General features: G+C 42.1%; 17 protein-coding genes. 6 read left to right on the top strand and 11 right to left on the bottom strand.

The annotated features are described in order from the left end of the window. Window positions 1–59 precede the first annotated feature (59 nt). From LPH68_RS09665 to LPH68_RS09650, 4 genes are all read right to left on the bottom strand, one after another. Window positions 60–2,270 (bottom strand): cation-translocating P-type ATPase, encoded by a 2,211-nt coding sequence (locus LPH68_RS09665; protein WP_151923618.1) that lies wholly within the window; start codon window positions 2,268–2,270, stop codon window positions 60–62. Window positions 2,271–2,367: 97 nt separating this feature from the next. Next, entirely contained in the window at window positions 2,368–2,691 is a 324-nt protein-coding gene (locus tag LPH68_RS09660; RefSeq protein WP_004300412.1) for a heavy-metal-associated domain-containing protein, read from the bottom strand. A 69-nt stretch (window positions 2,692–2,760) separates the two neighbouring features. Further along, on the bottom strand, window positions 2,761–4,983 hold the full coding sequence (locus LPH68_RS09655) for a TonB-dependent receptor (RefSeq protein WP_151923619.1): 2,223 nt from the start codon (window positions 4,981–4,983) through the stop codon (window positions 2,761–2,763). Window positions 4,984–5,107: 124 nt separating this feature from the next. Beyond that, window positions 5,108–5,506, bottom strand: coding sequence for a hypothetical protein (locus LPH68_RS09650; protein WP_009041149.1), 399 nt, complete (start codon window positions 5,504–5,506; stop codon window positions 5,108–5,110). Window positions 5,507–5,702: 196 nt separating this feature from the next. On the opposite strand from LPH68_RS09650, the gene LPH68_RS09645 reads away from it, so the two are divergent. The 6 genes from LPH68_RS09645 to gcvP all read left to right on the top strand — a co-directional run bounded on the left by LPH68_RS09645 (window position 5,703) and on the right by gcvP (window position 12,517). Next, window positions 5,703–6,788, top strand: coding sequence for a metallophosphoesterase (locus tag LPH68_RS09645; RefSeq protein WP_004306295.1), 1,086 nt, complete (start codon window positions 5,703–5,705; stop codon window positions 6,786–6,788). Window positions 6,789–6,860: 72 nt separating this feature from the next. Then, the gene (locus LPH68_RS09640) at window positions 6,861–7,094 is read left to right on the top strand and encodes a YecH family metal-binding protein (RefSeq protein WP_074706552.1); all 234 of its coding nucleotides are present in this window, start codon (window positions 6,861–6,863) and stop codon (window positions 7,092–7,094) included. A gap of 144 nt (window positions 7,095–7,238) precedes the next feature. After that, the gene (locus tag LPH68_RS09635) at window positions 7,239–8,090 is read left to right on the top strand and encodes a DUF3298 and DUF4163 domain-containing protein (protein ID WP_151923620.1); all 852 of its coding nucleotides are present in this window, start codon (window positions 7,239–7,241) and stop codon (window positions 8,088–8,090) included. 113 nt (window positions 8,091–8,203) lie between these two features. Next, a complete protein-coding gene (rsmG, locus tag LPH68_RS09630; RefSeq protein WP_008640602.1) occupies window positions 8,204–8,824 on the top strand; it encodes a 16S rRNA (guanine(527)-N(7))-methyltransferase RsmG in 621 nt (206 codons plus the stop codon). Between the two features lie 43 nt (window positions 8,825–8,867). Continuing rightward, a complete protein-coding gene (locus LPH68_RS09625) occupies window positions 8,868–9,506 on the top strand; it encodes an MBL fold metallo-hydrolase (RefSeq protein WP_004311627.1) in 639 nt (212 codons plus the stop codon). Between the two features lie 161 nt (window positions 9,507–9,667). After that, the gene (gene gcvP, locus LPH68_RS09620; RefSeq protein WP_151923621.1) at window positions 9,668–12,517 is read left to right on the top strand and encodes an aminomethyl-transferring glycine dehydrogenase; all 2,850 of its coding nucleotides are present in this window, start codon (window positions 9,668–9,670) and stop codon (window positions 12,515–12,517) included. Between the two features lie 213 nt (window positions 12,518–12,730). Here the strand turns inward: gcvP and LPH68_RS09615 are convergent, their stop codons facing one another. From LPH68_RS09615 to serC, 7 genes are all read right to left on the bottom strand, one after another. Beyond that, complete coding sequence (locus LPH68_RS09615; protein WP_008643824.1) at window positions 12,731–13,300, bottom strand: nitroreductase; 570 nt, start codon at window positions 13,298–13,300, stop codon at window positions 12,731–12,733. Between the two features lie 61 nt (window positions 13,301–13,361). Continuing rightward, entirely contained in the window at window positions 13,362–14,447 is a 1,086-nt protein-coding gene (locus LPH68_RS09610) for an HpaII family restriction endonuclease (RefSeq protein WP_074910286.1), read from the bottom strand. 81 nt (window positions 14,448–14,528) lie between these two features. Beyond that, window positions 14,529–15,332: a C39 family peptidase gene (locus tag LPH68_RS09605; RefSeq protein WP_170849028.1), complete on the bottom strand. Its 804-nt coding sequence runs from the start codon at window positions 15,330–15,332 to the stop codon at window positions 14,529–14,531. A 21-nt stretch (window positions 15,333–15,353) separates the two neighbouring features. After that, window positions 15,354–15,971 carry a YigZ family protein gene (locus tag LPH68_RS09600; protein ID WP_074910291.1) on the bottom strand — a complete coding sequence of 206 codons (618 nt, stop codon included), beginning with the start codon at window positions 15,969–15,971 and terminating at the stop codon, window positions 15,354–15,356. A gap of 284 nt (window positions 15,972–16,255) precedes the next feature. Then, window positions 16,256–17,503: a DUF1015 domain-containing protein gene (locus LPH68_RS09595; RefSeq protein ID WP_008643834.1), complete on the bottom strand. Its 1,248-nt coding sequence runs from the start codon at window positions 17,501–17,503 to the stop codon at window positions 16,256–16,258. Between the two features lie 88 nt (window positions 17,504–17,591). Further along, window positions 17,592–18,512: an NAD(P)-dependent oxidoreductase gene (locus LPH68_RS09590; protein WP_015531234.1), complete on the bottom strand. Its 921-nt coding sequence runs from the start codon at window positions 18,510–18,512 to the stop codon at window positions 17,592–17,594. A gap of 107 nt (window positions 18,513–18,619) precedes the next feature. Then, on the bottom strand, window positions 18,620–19,687 hold the full coding sequence (serC, locus tag LPH68_RS09585) for a 3-phosphoserine/phosphohydroxythreonine transaminase (RefSeq protein WP_008022134.1): 1,068 nt from the start codon (window positions 19,685–19,687) through the stop codon (window positions 18,620–18,622). Between the last annotated feature and the right edge of the window lie 164 nt (window positions 19,688–19,851).

The following is a 19,851-nucleotide window of genomic DNA, read 5'->3' as shown; positions in this document are numbered from 1 at the left end:
TAACAGCTTGCCATTCATCGTTTACAGCTTACAGGTTCCTGTCTTTTATAGTTCATTTCTCATTTTCGTCCCAAGCTCAACGAATTGAGCACTACGCTCACGCTGGAAAACGCCATTGCGGCACTTGCCAGCATCGGATTCAACAGCAAACCATTCAGCGGGAACAAGATACCGGCAGCAATTGGAATACCGATCAGGTTGTAAATAAACGCCCAGAAAAGATTCTGATGAATCAGTTTGACCGTCTGCTTTGACAACTGGAAGGCTTTAGGAAGCAGCAACAAGTCCGATGTCATCAAAGTCACCATAGCCACGTCCATAGCAATATCAGTTCCTTTTCCCATAGCAATGCTGACGTCAGCCAATGCCAGTGCCTGCGAATCATTGATACCATCGCCCACCATCGCAACCTTCTTTCCCTGCATTTGAAGCTCACGCACAAATTCGGCCTTATCGTCCGGTAGAGCGTCGGCAACAAAACGTTCGATTCCTAAACGGGAAGAAACGGCTAATGCAGTCCGTTGCCCGTCACCCGTCAGCATACAGATGTCAATCCCTTGACGTTTCAGTTCCTTCACTGCTTCGGCAGAAGTAGCCTTTATCGGGTCGGAAACAGCAATGATAGCCAACAACTCGTTTTCACGTCCAAAGTAAATGATGCCGTTACCGTCCGATTCATAGTGAACCAGCATTTCAGCCATCACATCACTTACTGTCGCACTGAAATCTTTTAGGAGTTTATGACTGCCTACCCAGTAAGTATGTCCCTCATACGAGGCTTTAATTCCTTTTCCCGTAATGCTTTCAAAGCTATCCAACACGGCAGGTTTTATTTTTTCTTCGTCCTGAAGCGCAGAGACAATAGCGCCGGCAAGCGGATGCTCCGATTTCATTTCCGCAGCTAAAAGTACATCTTTGAAATGTGGTTCCTGCGACTGCGCCCATAACCATCCGGTAGCTGTAGGATGCCCTTCAGTCAGTGTTCCCGTCTTATCCAGTACAACGACATCTACTTTGCGCATTTGTTCCAAAGCCACTGCATCTTTAATCAGAATATGCTGGCTGGCAGCTTTGCCTATACCCACCATCAATGCAGTAGGTGTAGCAAGTCCCAAAGCACATGGACAAGCAATGACAAGAACAGAAACAGCCGACAAAATACCATAAGAGATATATTCACTACCACCAATGGCGACCCACAATACAAATGTCAGAATAGCAATGCCCAACACGACAGGTACAAAAATCCCCGTAATACGATCGACAATGCGTTGCACGGGAGCTTTGCTGCCCTGTGCTTCCTGCACCATAGCGATAATACGGGCAAGCACGGTTTCGCTGCCTACCTGTGCGGCACGAATGATAAATGAACCACGCTGGTTGATCGTTCCTGCCAATACCTTATCACCTTTCTTCTTTTCTACCGGAACCGGTTCACCGCTAATCATACTCTCATCGACATACGAGTCGCCTTCGGAAAGCTGACCGTCCACAGGTATTTGCTCTCCCGGACGTACAACCACCAAATCACCTACCTGAAGTTTTTCAATCAAGATCTCCTCCTCCACTCCATTGCGCAGAACACGAGCCGCTTTAGGCTGCATTCCCATCAACTTACGAATGGCTGTTGAGGTATTTCCTTTGGCACGTTCCTCCATCAACTTTCCGGTAAGAACGAAAGCGATAATCACCGCAGAAGCCTCATAATAGACATGCGGTTCCAATCCGCGGTCATACCAGAATTCGGGAAAGAAAGTGTTGAACAGACTGAACAGAAAAGCAATGGAAGTACTAAGCGCAACCAAAGTATCCATATTACTCCGTCCTAATTTAGCCTGTTTCCAGGCTCCGGTGAAGAAACCACCTCCGAAAAAGACCATAACAGGGATAGCAAGTACCATTTGAATCTCATTAGAATATGGCACATGCATCAGTATCATGGAATATACCAATAACGGTACTACCAAAATCCACGCACCAATCACCTTCCACTTCAAACGAGTGTAACGCTTATGCTGTTCCTCTTCCCGGCGTTCTTCTTTGTGGGCTTCTTCCACAATCAGATCATAACCTGCCGCAAGCACAGCCGCACGAATCTCTCCGGGAGTCAGCTGCTCTTTCTCATAAGAAACGGTCAATGTATTGGTAGCAAAATTAACGGAAGCCTCAATGACTCCCGGCAATTTTTTTACTGTTTTTTCTACATTATTGGCACATCCTGCACAATGCATATTAAGCACAGGAAATGCCTTTTTTGTTGTGTTACCCATATAATTATTGTTTACGGTCTTCCCCTCCTCTCAAAAAGAAGTTGGGGAAGAACCCTTGTTTGTTTATAGAAACAAGCTAATACAGGTATTTGTTCAATTACTTCTTATCAGCCTTCTGATCGTCTTTCTTTGTTTCTTTTACAAATTCGGCTTCATAACTGAACTTATTAAATCCTGCCTGCAACTTCTTTACATTCGTTTTTTCAGCGTCATACGTAATGGTTACCATTTTCGTTTTTACTTCGGTCGAAATATCCTTCAGCCCTTTCTCAAAACGCATATTGTCCTTTACTTTCTTTTCGCATTTCTCACAGTGCATCTGCGACACTTTAAATACAACAACACGAATATCTTTTGCCAATACAGCTGTTACACTCAAAAGAGCCACCACGCAAGTGGCCATCCATCTTTTTGTTCTCATTTTTCTTATCAGTTTAAAATTAATATTCTTTATTATGCGATCGTTTCTTTCATTCGCTATTTCCTGCTTTTACTCACTATTTCTAGCTAAGTTAAAACGTATTCCGATATATCCTTTTGCTCCGTGCACCGGTCCCCAAATCATGGTAGAATCAAAGTTGTTCCCCCAGGGATTTGCCGCATCGATAATCGGATTCTTTTGTTTGAAATTTGTCAGGTTCTCGCCTCCTAGGTAGATAGACCAACGACGGAAGTAACGGGTCACCTGTAAACTCAACTGTTCAAAACTGCCATAACGACGTTCCCAAGACAACTGTCCGTCTCCCAACTCATAAGGAGTAGGCATCCTGCCACCGCCATTCAGTTGCAGTGTAGCGTCAAACTGCCATATTCCCAGCAGAGTTTGGTAAGAAGCCGTGAGTAGTCCTTTATATTTGCTGGTCAGCGGTTTCTCCATTCGTTCACCTTTGTAGGTCGTTTTTGCATCCGTGAGCCGGTAAGCACCTGTCAGGGTGAATCCTTTGAAAAAAGGATAACTTGCTTCCACCTGGAACACATGCGAATAAGAACGTCCATCCAAATTGTAGAAAGCTACTTCATGAGGGTTGCTATCCATGTCGACTATCACTTGTTTCAGGAAATCCGTATAATAGTATTCCGCATTCACATTCAGCGTTTTGCCGAATATAGGGATATAAGTAGAGACGCTGGCACCGTAGTTCCACGCTTCTTCCATATCCAGGTTCTTTGCTATTTCCACCTTACGACTGCTGGAAAGCAGGTAGTTGTTTTCTGCCAACACATGATTGGTACGGTACCCTTTTCCGGCAGAAAGACGGAAATTCACATATTCATTCGGATTGTATTTAAGATGCGCACGCGGAGTCACGAAGAAACCATGTTCGTTACTGTAATCACCACGCAGACCGGCCATTACCATCCATTTATCATTCAGGTTCAACGTATATTGCACGTAAGCACCGGGAACAGCTTCCTTTTCAAAGGCTTTGAGAGGATTGTCCGTCGTATTTTCCAAACGGTAATGTTGGTCATAAGCGTCATAATTGAAGCTCAATCCAGCGGAGAAACTATTTTGCGGATTAAATTCCGTTTCAAACATCAGCGAAGCATAGACGTTGGTTTGATCCACATTATACAGTTTGCGTCCATACGTAGCATCCTGATTGTGTAAAGTGGTGGAAAGAATCAAAGCCAGGTTCGTATTCTTCTCCTTATTAAAGATATAGGCATTCTTGGTGAAGAATTCATAGCGCTCCGTATCGATCCCTACTTTATACAGGTCACCGGAGTGCATTGTCCCTCCGTGATTGACCTGTCCGCTGGTACGTGTTTCAGAAAGGGCTTTGATACCTGCCTGGAAAACATAATGGTCGCCCATGTATGCCCACCGGTTCCACACATTATACTGTTCTACCTGCGGAATATCCACAAATCCGTCATCGTTGCCATCATGCGCCTTGGTCTCATTTTCGTAATGCACCAGCAGAGAAGTGCTCCATCGTTTGGAAAGTTTCAATGTAGCGTCCGCATTGGCTTCATACCGGTTGGTAGTGCTTGCAAAAAGATTGGCAGACACCCAGTCAGCTTCCGGCAACTGCGGTTTCTTAAATTCTACGTTTATCTGTCCTGTGATGGCTTCATAACCATTCTTCACCGAAGATGTTCCTTTGGAAACCTGTATACTCTGCATCCACGGACCGGGGACATATCCCAATCCATAAGGAGCGGCGGCTCCCCGATAATTCGGAATGTTCTCCGTCAACATCTGCACATAGGTGCCGGACAGCCCCAACAATTTAATTTGTTTGGCTCCTGTTGCCGCATCGGAATAACTCACATCTACTGAAGGGTTCGTCACAAAACTTTCACCCAGATTACAACAAGCGGCTCTACTCAATTCGGCACTGCTTATCATGTCTTCGTTCATCACGCTACTGCGCAATTTCATCGTTCCCAGTTTACGAGTGACAATATTTACTTCATTCAGTTCCACTCCATCACGAAGCACAATATCCAGTTGTTGATTTTTACTGCTCACATGAATCGTGTCATTCTGAAAACCGATAAAGCTGACAATCAGCATGTGGCTTTTGGAAGGTTTAGTGATAGAAAAACTACCATCCTCTTTGGTTGTCACTCCTTGTCCTGTATTCATCCAGAACACATTGGCACCCGGAATAGCCTCCCCGGTACTATCTTTCACTGTTCCCCGTACTTGCGCATATATATTGCCGGCAAATAACAGGAACAGTCCTATTATCATATATTTCATTCTTTCTAAAGTTACTTTCGAGATACAAAATTAATTCATTTCTCATGCAACTTAGTTGCATTCAGTGCTGCTTTACTTTCATGTTCTATTGAAAGCAAAGGATTAAATAAGAAAGAAATAGTGGCTAAATAATGTAGGTGGAATATAACGCCAGCTTCTGCCTCGAGCAGAGAGGTGGCGGAGAGGTCAGACTATCAAATTCTACCGGTTTATCCGCATAGGTCGGAGTCAGCAGATAGCAGAAATGCTCACATAAAAGATCGACTGCCAAAACTGATACGGTCAGTTCCGTAGAGTGTTTCATCAGGTCGAGCTTATAAATCGTAACCGTACAACCTTTTTCTTTGCAGTTTTTCTTTGAATCGCAAGTATGAGACTTTTTACACTTCGGACAGCCTGAATCACAGCAACTCTGCACTGTCTCACAACGGGCACAGCAATAACGCACAATAGAGACTCCGCCTCCTGAATAGATAATCAGGAGAGAAAGGATAAGTGCTGTTATGTAGGCTAGTTTTTTCATTTCAGAGGACAAAGATAAGAATAAAAACAGATTTTCCTATAATTTTTCGTAATTAAGATTCAATCAATCCGATACAGACACATTCTCTTTCCTTTATTTGGCTATTTTAGAGTCATATCAGCACTATTAACTCTTTTTACTCAACAATAAAACCTATCTTTGCCCCAATAAATTCTCTGATTTTTAAGTAAACGCTATGCTTACATATTTACTCATCATTATCACTCTTTATCTGGCAGGTAATGCCTACATATTTATCAGAGCAAAGCAAGCTCTGAAAGTTAAATCTCTCGGAGTAAAAATATTCCTGACCGTTTTATTCTGGATATGTGCTTTATCCTTTTTCGGCACGATGCTAACTCGTAACCTTGAGATGCCTGTCTTTATCTCCCATTCAATGTACACCATTGGAACAAGTTGGTTGATATTTACTCTATACATGGCATTATTCTTGCTTTTGTTTGATATCTTGAAATTATTCAAAGTTGTCTACAAATATAGGTTCTATCTGTCTTTAGTGTTCACGTTGGGATTGCTGGGATGTGGGGTATATAACTATCATCACCCGGAAACCAATGTAGTCAGCATTTTAACCAATAAACGATATGAAGATACTCCCCAAGCAATTAAAATCGTCGCAATCAGCGATGTTCACTTGGGAAATGGCACAGGGAAAGCCGCATTAAAAAAATATGTGGAAATGATAAATGCGCAGCATCCCGACCTGATACTGATTAGTGGTGACTTGATTGATAATAGCGTCGTACCTCTTTATACAGAGAATATGGCGGAAGAATTAGCTAACTTGAAAGCTCCTATGGGTATCTATATGGTTCTCGGCAATCACGAATACATTAGCGGTATCGATGAAAGTATCCGATATATTAAAAGCACTCAAATACAATTATTGCGCGATTCAGTAGTTACACTTCCCAACGGCATACAACTGATAGGACGTGATGACCGTCATAACCGCAAGCGTCATTCCCTGCAAGAGTTAATGGTGAATATCGATAAAAGCAAACCTATCATTTTATTGGATCATCAACCTTTTGATTTGGAAAAAACGGAAGCTGCCGGCATCGACCTGCAATTCAGTGGGCATACACACCACGGACAAATATGGCCTATTAATTGGGTGACCGATTATATCTTCGAGCAAAGCCACGGTTATCGCCAATGGGGAAACAGTCACGTGTATGTATCTTCCGGATTGTCTCTTTGGGGACCACCCTTCAGAATAGGAACGCATAGTGAAATGGTTATTTTCAATTTTCAATGAATATTATGCAGTTTTGTCACATATGTTACAGTTTCCAAGCAATCTCTGCCCTATCTTTGCAGAAAAAAGATTATGGAACAATTACATGCTCATGAAGTCCTCCACATGATGGAAGGAAATAGCTACTCGGAATCATCATTGCGGGAAGCAATCATTAAGAAGTTTGGCTCACAGCAACGTTTTTATGCTTGCTCGGCAGAAAACATGGATGTAGATACCCTTATCGAATTTCTGAAAATGAAAGGGAAATTTATGCCTGTTGAAGATGGATTCACAGTAGATATCACTAAAGTTTGCAAGCATTGATTGGCGGATAATATCCGCCAATCCCATTTTTGGGGATAAATAGCTGCATTTTTTTCTGTTTTTATTAGCCCGATTCACGAATTTCATCTATATTTGTCAATAGTGAATGATAAAACAAATGTTGAATTTATAGAAAAAACGGGTATGAAAAAACAATATGTCAGTCTGCTTGCAATTATACTTTCGGTAAGCGGCTTTTTGTTTTCTTGTCATGACAAGATGAACAAAAACACAGGTGCGTTACAGTTTGATAGCATTCAAGTGAATGAGACAGCACACCTCTTCAGTGATACAGCCAAACCGGCCTGCAATATCATTATAAATTTTGCTTATCCGGTAAAATCATCGGATGATATGCTGAAAGACAGTTTGAATTCTTATTTCATTTCGGCCTGCTTCGGTGATAAATACATCAGCGAAAAGCCGGAAGAAGTTGTAAAGCAATATACCGAGAACTATATCAGCGAATACCGCCGCGACCTCGAACCGATGTATGCCGAGGACGAGAAAGACAAAGAAGACGAATCTTCCATCGGAGCTTGGTATTCTTATTATAAAGGTATAGAGAGCCACGTACAACTGTATGATAAAGACCTGCTTGTATATCGTATCGACTACAACGAATATACCGGAGGTGCACATGGCATTTACATGGCTACTTTCCTGAACATGGACCTCACCCTGATGCGCCCGCTCCGTCTTGATGATATTTTTGTCGGAGACTACAAAGACGCATTGACCGACCTGATCTGGAACCAGCTCATGGCGGACAATAAAGTGAACACTCACGAAGCATTGGAAGATATGGGATATGCTTCCACCGGAGACATCGCTCCGACAGAAAATTTCTATCTAAGCAAAGAAGGAATCACCTTCTATTATAATGTATACGATATCACTCCTTATTCTATGGGACCTGTAAAGGTAACAATCCCATTTTCTATGATGGAGCATTTACTAGGCAGTAACCCAATTCTGGGAGAACTGAAAAATTAAATTTCATAAAAAGCTGAACACCAATGAATATCCTATTGTTATCACTCCCGTGTGACAGAATAGGATATTCATCCATATCTATCATTCAAAACTTATAACTCAAAACTCAAACAGTGGAAATCATACTGAAATATTTTCCTGATCTGACGGAAGAGCAGCGCAAACAGTTTGCAGCTCTATACGACCTCTACATTGACTGGAATTCTAAAATCAACGTAATCTCCCGCAAGGACATCGAGAATTTATATGAGCATCACGTGCTCCATTCGTTAGGCATTGCCAAAACAATCCAATTTCGCCCCGGAACCAGCATTATGGACCTGGGTACAGGAGGAGGTTTCCCCGGTATTCCTTTAGCCATCTTATTTCCCGAAGTAACATTTCACCTCGTGGACAGTATCGGCAAAAAAGTACGGGTAGCAACCGAAGTGGCAAACGCTATCGGACTGAAAAATGTAACATTCCGTCATGCCCGCGCAGAAGAGGAGAAACGAACGTTCGACTTTGTTGTCAGCCGTGCCGTAATGCCTTTGGCGGATTTGATTAAGATTATCAAAAAGAATATCTCTTCAAAACAACAGAATGCATTACCCAACGGACTGATCTGCCTCAAAGGTGGCGAGCTGGAGCATGAAACGATGCCGTTCAAGCATAAAACGGTCATTCATAACTTGAGCGATAGTTTCGAAGAAGAGTTCTTTCAAACTAAGAAAGTGGTATATGTTCCGATTTAAACAAGACTATATGTTCTGATAGATGATAAATCATAAAGAAACCATGAAAATAAAGAGATTTGAATTTAATATGTTTCCCGTAAACTGCTACGTATTATGGGATGACACTAAAGAAGCAGTCGTAATCGATCCCGGCTGTTTTTATGAAGAGGAAAAGCAGGCTCTGAAAAAGTTCATTCTTACCAATGAGCTGAATGTAAAGCATTTGCTGAATACTCATTTGCACCTGGATCATATCTTCGGAAATCCGTTCATGCTGAAAGAATTCGGATTATCGGCAGAAGCAAACAAAGCGGATGAGTACTGGATTGACGAAGCACCGAAACAAAGCAGAATGTTTGGTTTTCAGTTGCAGGAAGAGCCTGTACCACTGGGCAAATACCTGCATGACGGAGATATTATCACTTTCGGACATACCAAACTGGAAGCGATACACGTGCCCGGACATTCACCCGGTAGCTTGGTGTACTATTGCAAGGAAGACAACTGCATGTTCTCCGGCGATGTCCTGTTTCAGGGTAGCATCGGTCGTGCCGATCTCACAGGAGGCAACTTCGATGAACTGATAGAGCACATTTGCAGCCGTCTGTTTGTTCTTCCCAACGAAACTGTCGTTTACCCCGGACACGGTGCTCCTACGACGATCGGAATGGAAAAAGCTGAAAACCCATTTTTTAGATAAGAGAAGATTTAATGAGTTATGAATTCTGATTTATGATTTATGATTTGCCGTGCGGATGAAGTAGGTGTTGCGGCTGATTGAGGTTTATAAATCGGGAAAACATAAGAAAGCATAAATCAGAACTCATAATTCATAAATCATAAATCATAAATCATTAAGACATGAAAACCGATTTGTTAGCTAGCCGTCACATCGGCATCAATGAACAAGACACAGCCCTGATGCTCCGCAAAATTGGCGTGAACTCACTGGACGAACTGATTGATAAAACAATTCCCGCCAATATACGGCTGAAAGAGCCGCTGGCATTGACTAGTCCGCTGACGGAATACGAATTTGGAAAACATATCGCCGAACTGGCAAATAAAAATAAACTATATACTACGTATATCGGTTTGGGATGGTACAACACGATTACCCCGGCTGTTATCCAGCGGAATGTATTCGAAAACCCGGTATGGTACACTTCTTACACTCCTTATCAGACAGAAGTGTCGCAAGGACGCCTGGAAGCGTTGATGAATTTTCAGACAGCCGTATGCGACCTTACTGCCATGCCACTTGCCAACTGTTCACTTCTGGACGAAGCAACTGCCGCTGCCGAAGCCGTGAGCATGATGTATGCCATACGTTCCCGTGCGCAACAGAAAGCCAATGCGAACGTAGTTTTTGTAGACGAGAATATTTTCCCACAAACATTGGCTGTTATGACTACACGCGCCGTGCCGCAAGGCATCGAACTGCGTGTAGGTAAATATAAGGATTTTGAACCTTCACCGGAAGTGTTTGCCTGCGTTCTACAATATCCAAACTCGAATGGAAACGCAGAGGATTATTCCGAATTTACAGAAAAAGCTCATGCCGCAGATTGCAAGGTAGCTGTCGCCGCAGATATTTTGAGTCTTGCCCTGCTGACTCCTCCGGGAGAATGGGGAGCAGATATTGTATTCGGAACCACACAACGTTTGGGTACTCCAATGTTCTATGGTGGTCCGTCGGCTGCTTTCTTTGCTACCAGAGACGAATACAAACGGAATATGCCGGGACGAATCATCGGATGGTCTAAAGATAAATATGGCAAACTTTGCTATCGGATGGCTTTACAGACACGTGAGCAGCATATCAAGCGGGAAAAAGCAACTTCAAACATTTGTACCGCACAAGCATTATTAGCTACCATGGCAGGCTTTTACGCTGTTTATCACGGCCAGGAGGGTATCACCACAATTGCGTCGCGCATCCACAGTATCACTGTATTTCTTGAAAAGCAACTGAAGAAATGTGGATACACACAAGTCAACGCTCAATATTTTGACACCTTACGTTTTGAGTTGCCCGAACACGTTTCGGCACAACAAATCCGTACCATAGCGCTTAGTAAAGAAGTAAATCTGCGTTATTATGAAAATGGTGATGTCGGTTTCAGTATTGATGAAACAACAGATGTGGCAGCCGCCAATGTATTGCTCTCTATCTTTGCCATCGCTGCCGGAAAAGATTATCAGAAAGTAGACGATATTCCGGAAAAAAGCAGTATCGACAAGGCTTTGAAACGGACAACTCCTTTCCTGACGCACGAAGTATTCAGCAAATATCACACGGAAACAGAGATGATGCGTTATATCAAACGTTTGGATCGCAAAGATATTTCGCTTGCACAATCGATGATTTCTCTCGGTTCATGCACCATGAAGCTGAATGCAGCTGCGGAAATGTTGCCTTTAAGTCGTCCCGAATTTATGGGTATGCACCCGCTGGTTCCGGAAGATCAGGCAGAAGGATATCGGGAATTAATTAAGAATTTAAGTGAAGATCTGAAAGTTATCACCGGATTTGCAGGGGTGAGCCTGCAACCCAATTCGGGTGCTGCGGGAGAATATGCAGGACTTCGTGTAATCCGTGCTTATCTCGAAAGTATCGGTCAGGGACATCGGAACAAAGTCCTGATTCCGGCTTCAGCTCACGGAACAAATCCTGCGTCAGCTATACAGGCCGGATTTGTGACTGTCACCTGTGCATGCGACGAACAAGGAAATGTAGAAATGGATGACCTGCGTGCCAAGGCTGAAGAAAATAAGGATGAATTGGCAGCGCTGATGATTACTTATCCTTCTACACATGGTATCTTCGAAACAGAAATAAAGGAAATTTGCGACATCATTCATGCCTGTGGCGCACAAGTATATATGGATGGAGCCAATATGAATGCCCAAGTGGGATTGACCAATCCGGGATTCATCGGTGCAGATGTCTGCCACTTGAATCTTCATAAAACATTCGCTTCCCCTCATGGTGGCGGAGGTCCGGGAGTAGGTCCTATCTGTGTGGCCGAACATCTGGTTCCTTTCCTTCCCGGACATGGAATCTTCGGCAATTCGCAGAATCAAGTATCAGCTGCCCCATTCGGTAGTGCAGGTATTTTGCCTATCACGTATGGATATATCCGCATGATGGGTGCAGAGGGATTGACGCAGGCTACTAAGATCGCCATCCTGAATGCTAATTATCTGGCTACTTGTCTGAAAGATACGTATGGAGTTGTCTATCGGGGAGCCAATGGTTTCGTAGGACACGAGATGATTCTGGAGTGTAGGAAAGTACATGAAGAAGCAGGCATCTCGGAAAATGATATTGCCAAACGTTTGATGGACTATGGTTATCATGCTCCTACCCTCTCCTTCCCTGTTCACGGTACATTGATGATTGAACCGACAGAAAGCGAGAGTTTGGCAGAACTGGACAATTTCGTAGATGTCATGCTGAATATCTGGAAGGAGATTCAGGAAGTGAAGAATGGCGAAGCTGATAAGGATGATAATGTGTTGATTAATGCTCCGCATCCGGAATACGAGATTGTTAGTGATCGTTGGGAACATTCGTACACACGCGAAAAAGCGGCTTATCCGATAGAAAGTGTACGTGATAACAAATTCTGGGTCAATGTAGCTCGTGTAGATAACACATTGGGAGACCGTAAGTTACTACCAACTCGTTATGGCACTTTTGAATAAAGGTGATTTATTGTAGAAATCAATTCATTAGAAAAGATTTTTAGAAGCGTCTCAATAAGAAATAATCCCGGGGTTCAATGAATGTAAGCCCTAGGATTATTTTTATCAGCCCAAGACTGAATAAACAAAAGCCCTGGGGATGCATCAATTATCCCCAAGGCTCATATTTCGTGATATGGAATGTTAATCCAACTACAATTCTGAATATTTTTTCTACTTGACAATTGTTACCGTATCAGCTTTCACCTTTTTCTCTTTCATCGGAATCTTCGAATCAGCATACCCCAAAGCTACGCAACCATAGACTTTATGATTGGCAGGAACACCTAAAGAGGTAATATATTCACGAACTTCAGGATCATCACACGTTGTGCCCAACTGGTTGATCCAGCAAGAGCCGATTCCTAAAGAATGGGCAGCCAGAAACATATTTTCTATTGCACAAGCACAATCCATACCAGCCCACCATTGTGTAGGTTCATTGGATACAATCACCAAAGTCGGAGCATGATAATAACAACAATAGGTCTTGCTATGTCCACGCTCTTGCAAACGGGAATCATCGCTTTTTGCAAAAGCTCCTTTAATGCGTTCATTCAGTTCTGTCAATTTATCTACATTTTGAATAGCAGTAAAGTGCCATGTTTCCAAATGCATTCCACTGGGTGCATAAGTTGCAGCTTCCAGAATAGCCTGCAAATCTTCTTCTGAAACTTGCTGACTAGTATAAGCCCGTACACTACGACGTGCTTTAATGTTCTCTAAAACTTCATTCGTTTTCATGAATAACAAGTTTTTTATATATATCGAATCAAAATTTCACCACAGAATTCTAATTTATCATTTACCTTTTAACTAGCCCAATCTTTGCATTCAGTTTGAAATAATAGACTCCATTCTCTCTCTCCAAAAATCCGTATTTATCCTTCTCCAAAGATCCTTTTTCCAAACGGGTATTTTGAAACAAAAAGTCTTCCATTACTTGCTTTTCTGATTTATGATAACAGAGCACCTCTCCACTTCCGCCCACCAACAGAATACCTTCCACAGCCGAATCCAATCCATTATAAATCTTTGCGGGACGCATACCTAAAGCTAATGCCATCAAGAACTGCTTCATCTTAAACTCATAAAACTTATGCTTGTTTATCAGTTCATCTTTAATCTTTAACGGATTCATTTGTTTGATAACTTCCGTCAGCTCACTAATCCGAGAGATACCATCCAAATGCATAATACGAACCATTTCTGTCAAAACACGTGGAAAATGCAGGTCAATCATTAGAAGATTGCTACGGAATACCCGGTCGGCTACATCAGAATATTTAAGTACACCTCCCAATCGTTCGATCATCATCATTCGCTCGGCAACCTCATTGGGAGATTCAGGCAAAGCATTGATTTTATTCACTGTAGGAGTGGCAAATTTGACTCCACTCTGTTCCAGTTTTAGATTTGCAGCACGTCCTCCGTCCAGTAACGGATTCATTACACCCAACCGTGAACGAACATTAAAACCTCTCAACGGAGCTTCCGGATGCCAAAATGCAATAGAGAAATCAGTACGATCTTCTGTTTTTGCTTCCAAATCGAAAATGGCAGCTTCATCTAAAAACTCTTCTACTCCTTCCGGAGAGGTTACGTCATCTTCCGAAGAAGATTTCACAGCCCGCAATATCAAATCAGCTACAATACCAAAGTCTTCGCGAGGCATGAATTTAGTTCCGCTCTCTGCTTCTATACGAATCGTATCTTCCTCAATATAATATTGACGTGTTCCATCATGTTCTTCCCGTTGAATCATTGCAATAGGCCAAGATGTTTCTCCCGCCTTTGCGTCTGCTGTGCCTAGCACTACTTTTCCGTCTGTCAGGAGACGAAAGAAAGAATAGAGTTCGCACCATTCTTTTTTGGTTGCTTCGAATGCCATATATCTTTGTTCTTCTTTATTTTACTAATGTTCTTTTTATCCTAATTTCACTAAGAAATTTCTATCTTCACAATGAATTGCTTACTGATTAATAACCTGCGGTAAGGTTACAGGCAACGCAACAGGAGGTACTATATGAGTTACTTCCTCCAAAGGAGGAAGCTTGCCTACTTGTGCAAACAGGGAGTTTCGAATCCATTCTTTAGGAGTGACTATGATAAATCGTCCCGTCCAGCAACCATCAAAATAGGAAGGATTGCCCGGCTGTTTCTTTATTGGATAGCAGATATTTTCTCCTTTACTCCGCATCTCCGGCGAACGTCCGGGGTCATTTACCCACACATGTTTATCGTCAATGCCACGAAGCACCATCCAGTGCCCTCTCGGACCGGGACGCAAACCACGAACTGCTCCTGTATATCTCACATTCACAAGCACAGGTATACCACGATCAATATAATCTTTCAATACCCGGTAATCTTTCTGCTGAAAATGTTCGGCACTTATCATATTTTCATAATAACGTGTCAAAGAATCAATTTCAAAAGAATAGTATCCTCCCTGCCCTATCGATGTACGACGACGGAAAGGGGCACGTTTTTTCAGAAAGTAGTTACGTTGATACTCAATCAGTTTCTTTTCTGCATCCTGGGCTGTACGTTGTGTATCGGTCGTCATGCCTTTAAAGTAGTCAAAGACCATTAACGAAGAAGCCAGAGAGCAATGCGAGTAAGGACATCCTGTGATTTTCTGCGAATACCACGGAACAGGGATATTATTAGGAGCGAGCTTTTGAGTCTCCTGTGCTTGTGCTTGCGTCTGAACGCTTATCAAAGCAAAGAAGCTTAAAAACAAATTGAAAATTATATGATATTTATTTCTCATGCAATATTTTAAATATCTTATTTACAATACATTCTCCTCATCAAGAATCCGAGCTGTCTCCACCTTTTCCAAACGAGCACGCAATTTAGGCATCATCGAACGACGAATACGTAACGTCATACTACAATCCATGTCATACGACTGATTGAGAATTTCCGGTTCCTCCTCTTTCACAATGCGCATCACGTCATTCATGAAAGGATACTCAAACATTACCGTCACGTCTTCATCTACCGTTTTTTCTATAATTGTAGCGGCAGCAATAGCTTCAGCAGCGGCAGCCTTGTAAGCCACGATCAATCCGCTTGTCCCTAACTTGATTCCTCCAAAATAACGGACTACTATAATCAGGATATCCGTCAGTTCATTTAAATTTATCTGTCCGAGAATGGGTTTTCCCGCTGTTCCGGAAGGTTCTCCATTGTCATTGGCACGGAAATCCTTTCGTGCAGCTCCCAACATATAGGCATAACATACGTGTCGTGCGTCATAATACTTTTTCTGATACGTTTCAAGATGTATTTTTATCTCATCGAGAGTACGCACAGGAAGGGCTATAGCAATGAACTTGCTTCGTTTTTCCGTATAAATACCTTCGGAAGGTTCAATGATGGTTTTATAAGTATCTTCAGCAGTCATGCTGCAAAGATACGGCTTTAATAAGAAAAGTCAATCTATCGTTTGGAAATATTAATGTTCCACTTATCGATGAGATGTAGCTGGGAATATAAAAATCTTTGTTGGCAGATTTTCATCTACAAGATAGTGACGCTATCCAATAAAAATAGTGACGGTATACCACAAGGATACCGTCACTATCCCGGGCATATACCGTCACTATTTTTTTTATCTTAATCGGGTGTTACATTTATTGATATAGCTTACATCAGCAACGTCTTTTTTGCATCATCCGATAGAATTTCCTAATCCAATTTATGAATTACCAACCCCGAACGAAGTTTAGGTTCAAACCAAGTTGTCTTCGGTGGCATGATATTACCTGTATCTGCAATATCCATCAATTGTTTCATAGATACAGGATAAAGAGCCAGAGCCACTTTCATTTCACCGCTATCCACACGCTTCTTGAGTTCTCCCAATCCACGGATGCCGCCCACAAAATCAATACGCTTGTCCGAACGCAAATCCTTTATACCCAAAATTTCATCCAAAATCAGGTTGGAAGAAATGGTAACATCAAGCACACCAATAGGGTCGTTATCATTGTATGTACCTGTCTTGGCTGTCAGACTGTACCATTTACCACCCAGATAGAGTGAGAAGTTATGTAAGCCGGATGGTTTATAGATATCCGCACCCTTCTCTTCTACTATAAAGTTTTTATCAAGTGCAGCCAGGAATTGCTCGGGAGTCAAACCATTGAGATCTTTCACTACACGATTATAGTCGATGATGGTTAGCTGGTTTGCAGGGAAGCAAACAGCCATGAAGTAATTATATTCTTCATCACCCCGATGATTCGGATTTTGCTTTGCTTTCTCTGCTCCCACTAGTGCAGCAGCGGCAGAACGGTGATGTCCGTCGGCAATATAAAGAGCCGGCATCTTAGCAAATTCGGCAGTAATAGCAGCAATATCCTCATCTTGATCGACAATCCAGAAAGTATGTCCAAAACCATCCCCCGGAGCGATGAAGTCATAAACAGGCTTGTTTGCCGTATACTTCTTGATAATAACATCCAACTTCTCATTATCCGGATAAGCAAAGAAAACAGGCTCAATGTTAGCGTTGTTCACACGGACATGCTTCATACGGTCTTCTTCCTTGTCACGACGGGTAAGCTCATGTTTTTTGATAATCCCATTCATATAATCGGGAACGTATGCACCAACTACCAATCCGTATTGCGTTTTCCCGTTCATCGTTTGGGCATAGATATAATAATTTTCCTTATTATCCTGCACCAACCAACCTTTGTCCTGGAACAGTTGGAAATTCTCGGCAGCTTTAGCATACACTTGTTCGTCGTGTTCGTCCGTACCGACAGGGAAATCTATTTCCGGTTTAATAATATGATAAAGAGACTTTTCGTTACCTTCCGCTTCTGCGCGGGCTTCTTCTGAATTCAATACATCATAAGGACGTGAAGCAACCTGTTCTACGAGGTCTTGCGGAGGACGAATGCCCTTGAAAGGTTTAATTATTGCCATGATATTAGTATTTTATATGTAAAAAATTAAAGCCACAGACTTATTGAAAATCTGTGGCTCAAATATACTACTTATTTCTAAAAGAATCTTATTTGTTTACTCTAAATTTCTCGCAACCATCTTTCAGGAAGCCTACAATTTGTTGAGCGGCAGCAATACCGGCATTGATATTTGCTTCAGCAGTTTGAGCCCCCATCTTCTTTGGAGTTGAGAAATAACGTCCGGCAAATTTCTCTGCAAACTCTGCGTTAGCAGCAGGCATAATATCTGTGATATATTTGAAATCTGCACGATCTTCCATCAATTTAATCAGTTCTGCTTCGTTGATAACTTCCTTACGGGCAGTGTTTACCAACATAGCACCTTTCGGCATATCTTTCAACAGAGCATAATTGATAGAATTTTTCGTTTCGGCAGTTGCCGGAATATGAAGAGATACCACCTGACAAGTCTTATACAGTTCTTCTGCCGAATCAAGTGCTTTCACACCATCTTTTTCGATTACTTCTTTCGGGCAGAATGCGTCGTAAGCATACACTTCCATTCCGAAACCTTTGGCAACACGGGCTACATTACGACCTACGTTTCCATAAGCATGAATACCCAGTTTCTTGCCCATCAATTCTGTACCGGAAGTTCCGTTATAGAAGTTACGGACAGCATATACCATCATACCCAAAGCAAGTTCGGCAACAGCATTAGAGTTTTGTCCCGGAGTGTTCATCACACATACGTTGTGAGCAGTGGCAGCAGCCAGGTCAACGTTGTCATATCCCGCACCGGCACGTACTACGATTTTCAATTCTTTGGCAGCATCAAGCACCTCTGCATCAATAATATCACTACGGATAATGATAGCATTAGCATCTTTCACTGCATCCAGCAATTGAGCCTTATCTGTATATTTCTCAAGTAAAGCAAGCTCGAATCCGGCCGCTTCTATTTCTTTACGGATGCCGTCTACTGCAACTTTAGCAAACGGTTTTTCTGTAGCTACAAGTACTTTCATAATTTAATTCTATTTATAAAGACTCACCACAGATTACGCAGATTTTCACAGATTATAGAATTTAGGAATCTGTGCTAATTCGTGTAATCTGTGGTGAAAATAATATATTAATGAAGTTTTTCAAATTCCTGCATGCAGTCAATCAAAGCTTGTACGCTTTCTTTCGGTAAAGCATTGTAGCAAGATGCACGAAAACCACCCACAGAACGATGTCCTTTGATACCTACCATACCTCTTTCAGTGGCAAACTTCAAGAAGTCAGCTTCAAGGTCTTTGTATTCGGGAGCCATCACGAAACAGATGTTCATGCGTGAACGGTCTTCTTTGGCAGCAGTACCCACGAACATTTTGTTGCGGTCGATTTCAGCATACAACATATCCGCTTTTTCAATGGCACGACGTTCCATTTCTTTCACACCACCTTGTGCTTTGATCCAACGAAGGTTCAGCAATGCAGCATAGATGGGCACTACCGGAGGAGTATTGAACATAGAACCATTATCAATGTGTGTCTGATAATTCAGCATTGACGGAATGTAACGAGAAACCTTACCTACAGCATCATTCTTAACAATAACGAATGTAACACCTGCAGGAGCCAGATTCTTTTGTGCACCACCATAAATACAGATATATTTAGAAACGTCAATCGGACGTGAGAAAATATCAGAAGACATATCGGCAACCATCGGAACCGGAGAATCGAGGTCTTTCTTCAATTCTGTACCGTAAATCGTGTTGTTAGTAGTGATGTGGAAATAATCTGCGTCTGTCGGGATTGTGTAATCTTTTGGGATATAAGTATATGTAGCTTCAGCAGAGGAAGCAACTTCTACAACTTCACCAAACCCTTTAGCTTCTTTCATTGCTTTCTTAGCCCACACACCAGTGTTCAGGTAAGCAGCTTTTTTTTCCAGGAAGTTATAAGGAACCATGCAGAACTCCATACTAGCACCTCCACCCAGGAACAGTACCGAATAGCCTTCGGGGATATTGAGTAATTCCTTGAATAATGCCTCTGCTTCGTCAACCACAGGTTGGAAGTCTTTGGCACGGTGGCTGATTTCCATCAAAGAGAGACCAGAGCCGTTGAAATCTAAAATAGCCTTCGCTGTATCCTCTATCACCTCACGCGGAAGAATGGAAGGTCCTGCATTGAAATTATGCTTTTTCATTTGAAGTTTGTTTTTGGTTTAACAATTTCGTTACTTTTGTCTTTTGACCTTGCGAATTTACGAATTTATTCCCATCGCACAAATCTTTCCTTATAAAAATACTGTTTTAAAGCAGATTTTCCTTTCTTTTTATTGGTTTATACAGGATATATACACCATATTGT

The sequence above is a fragment of the Bacteroides sp. 1_1_30 genome (assembly GCF_020982715.1).
In the GTDB taxonomy this organism is placed as follows: domain Bacteria; phylum Bacteroidota; class Bacteroidia; order Bacteroidales; family Bacteroidaceae; genus Bacteroides; species Bacteroides xylanisolvens.
This window is presented reverse-complemented; position numbering and strand designations above follow the sequence as displayed.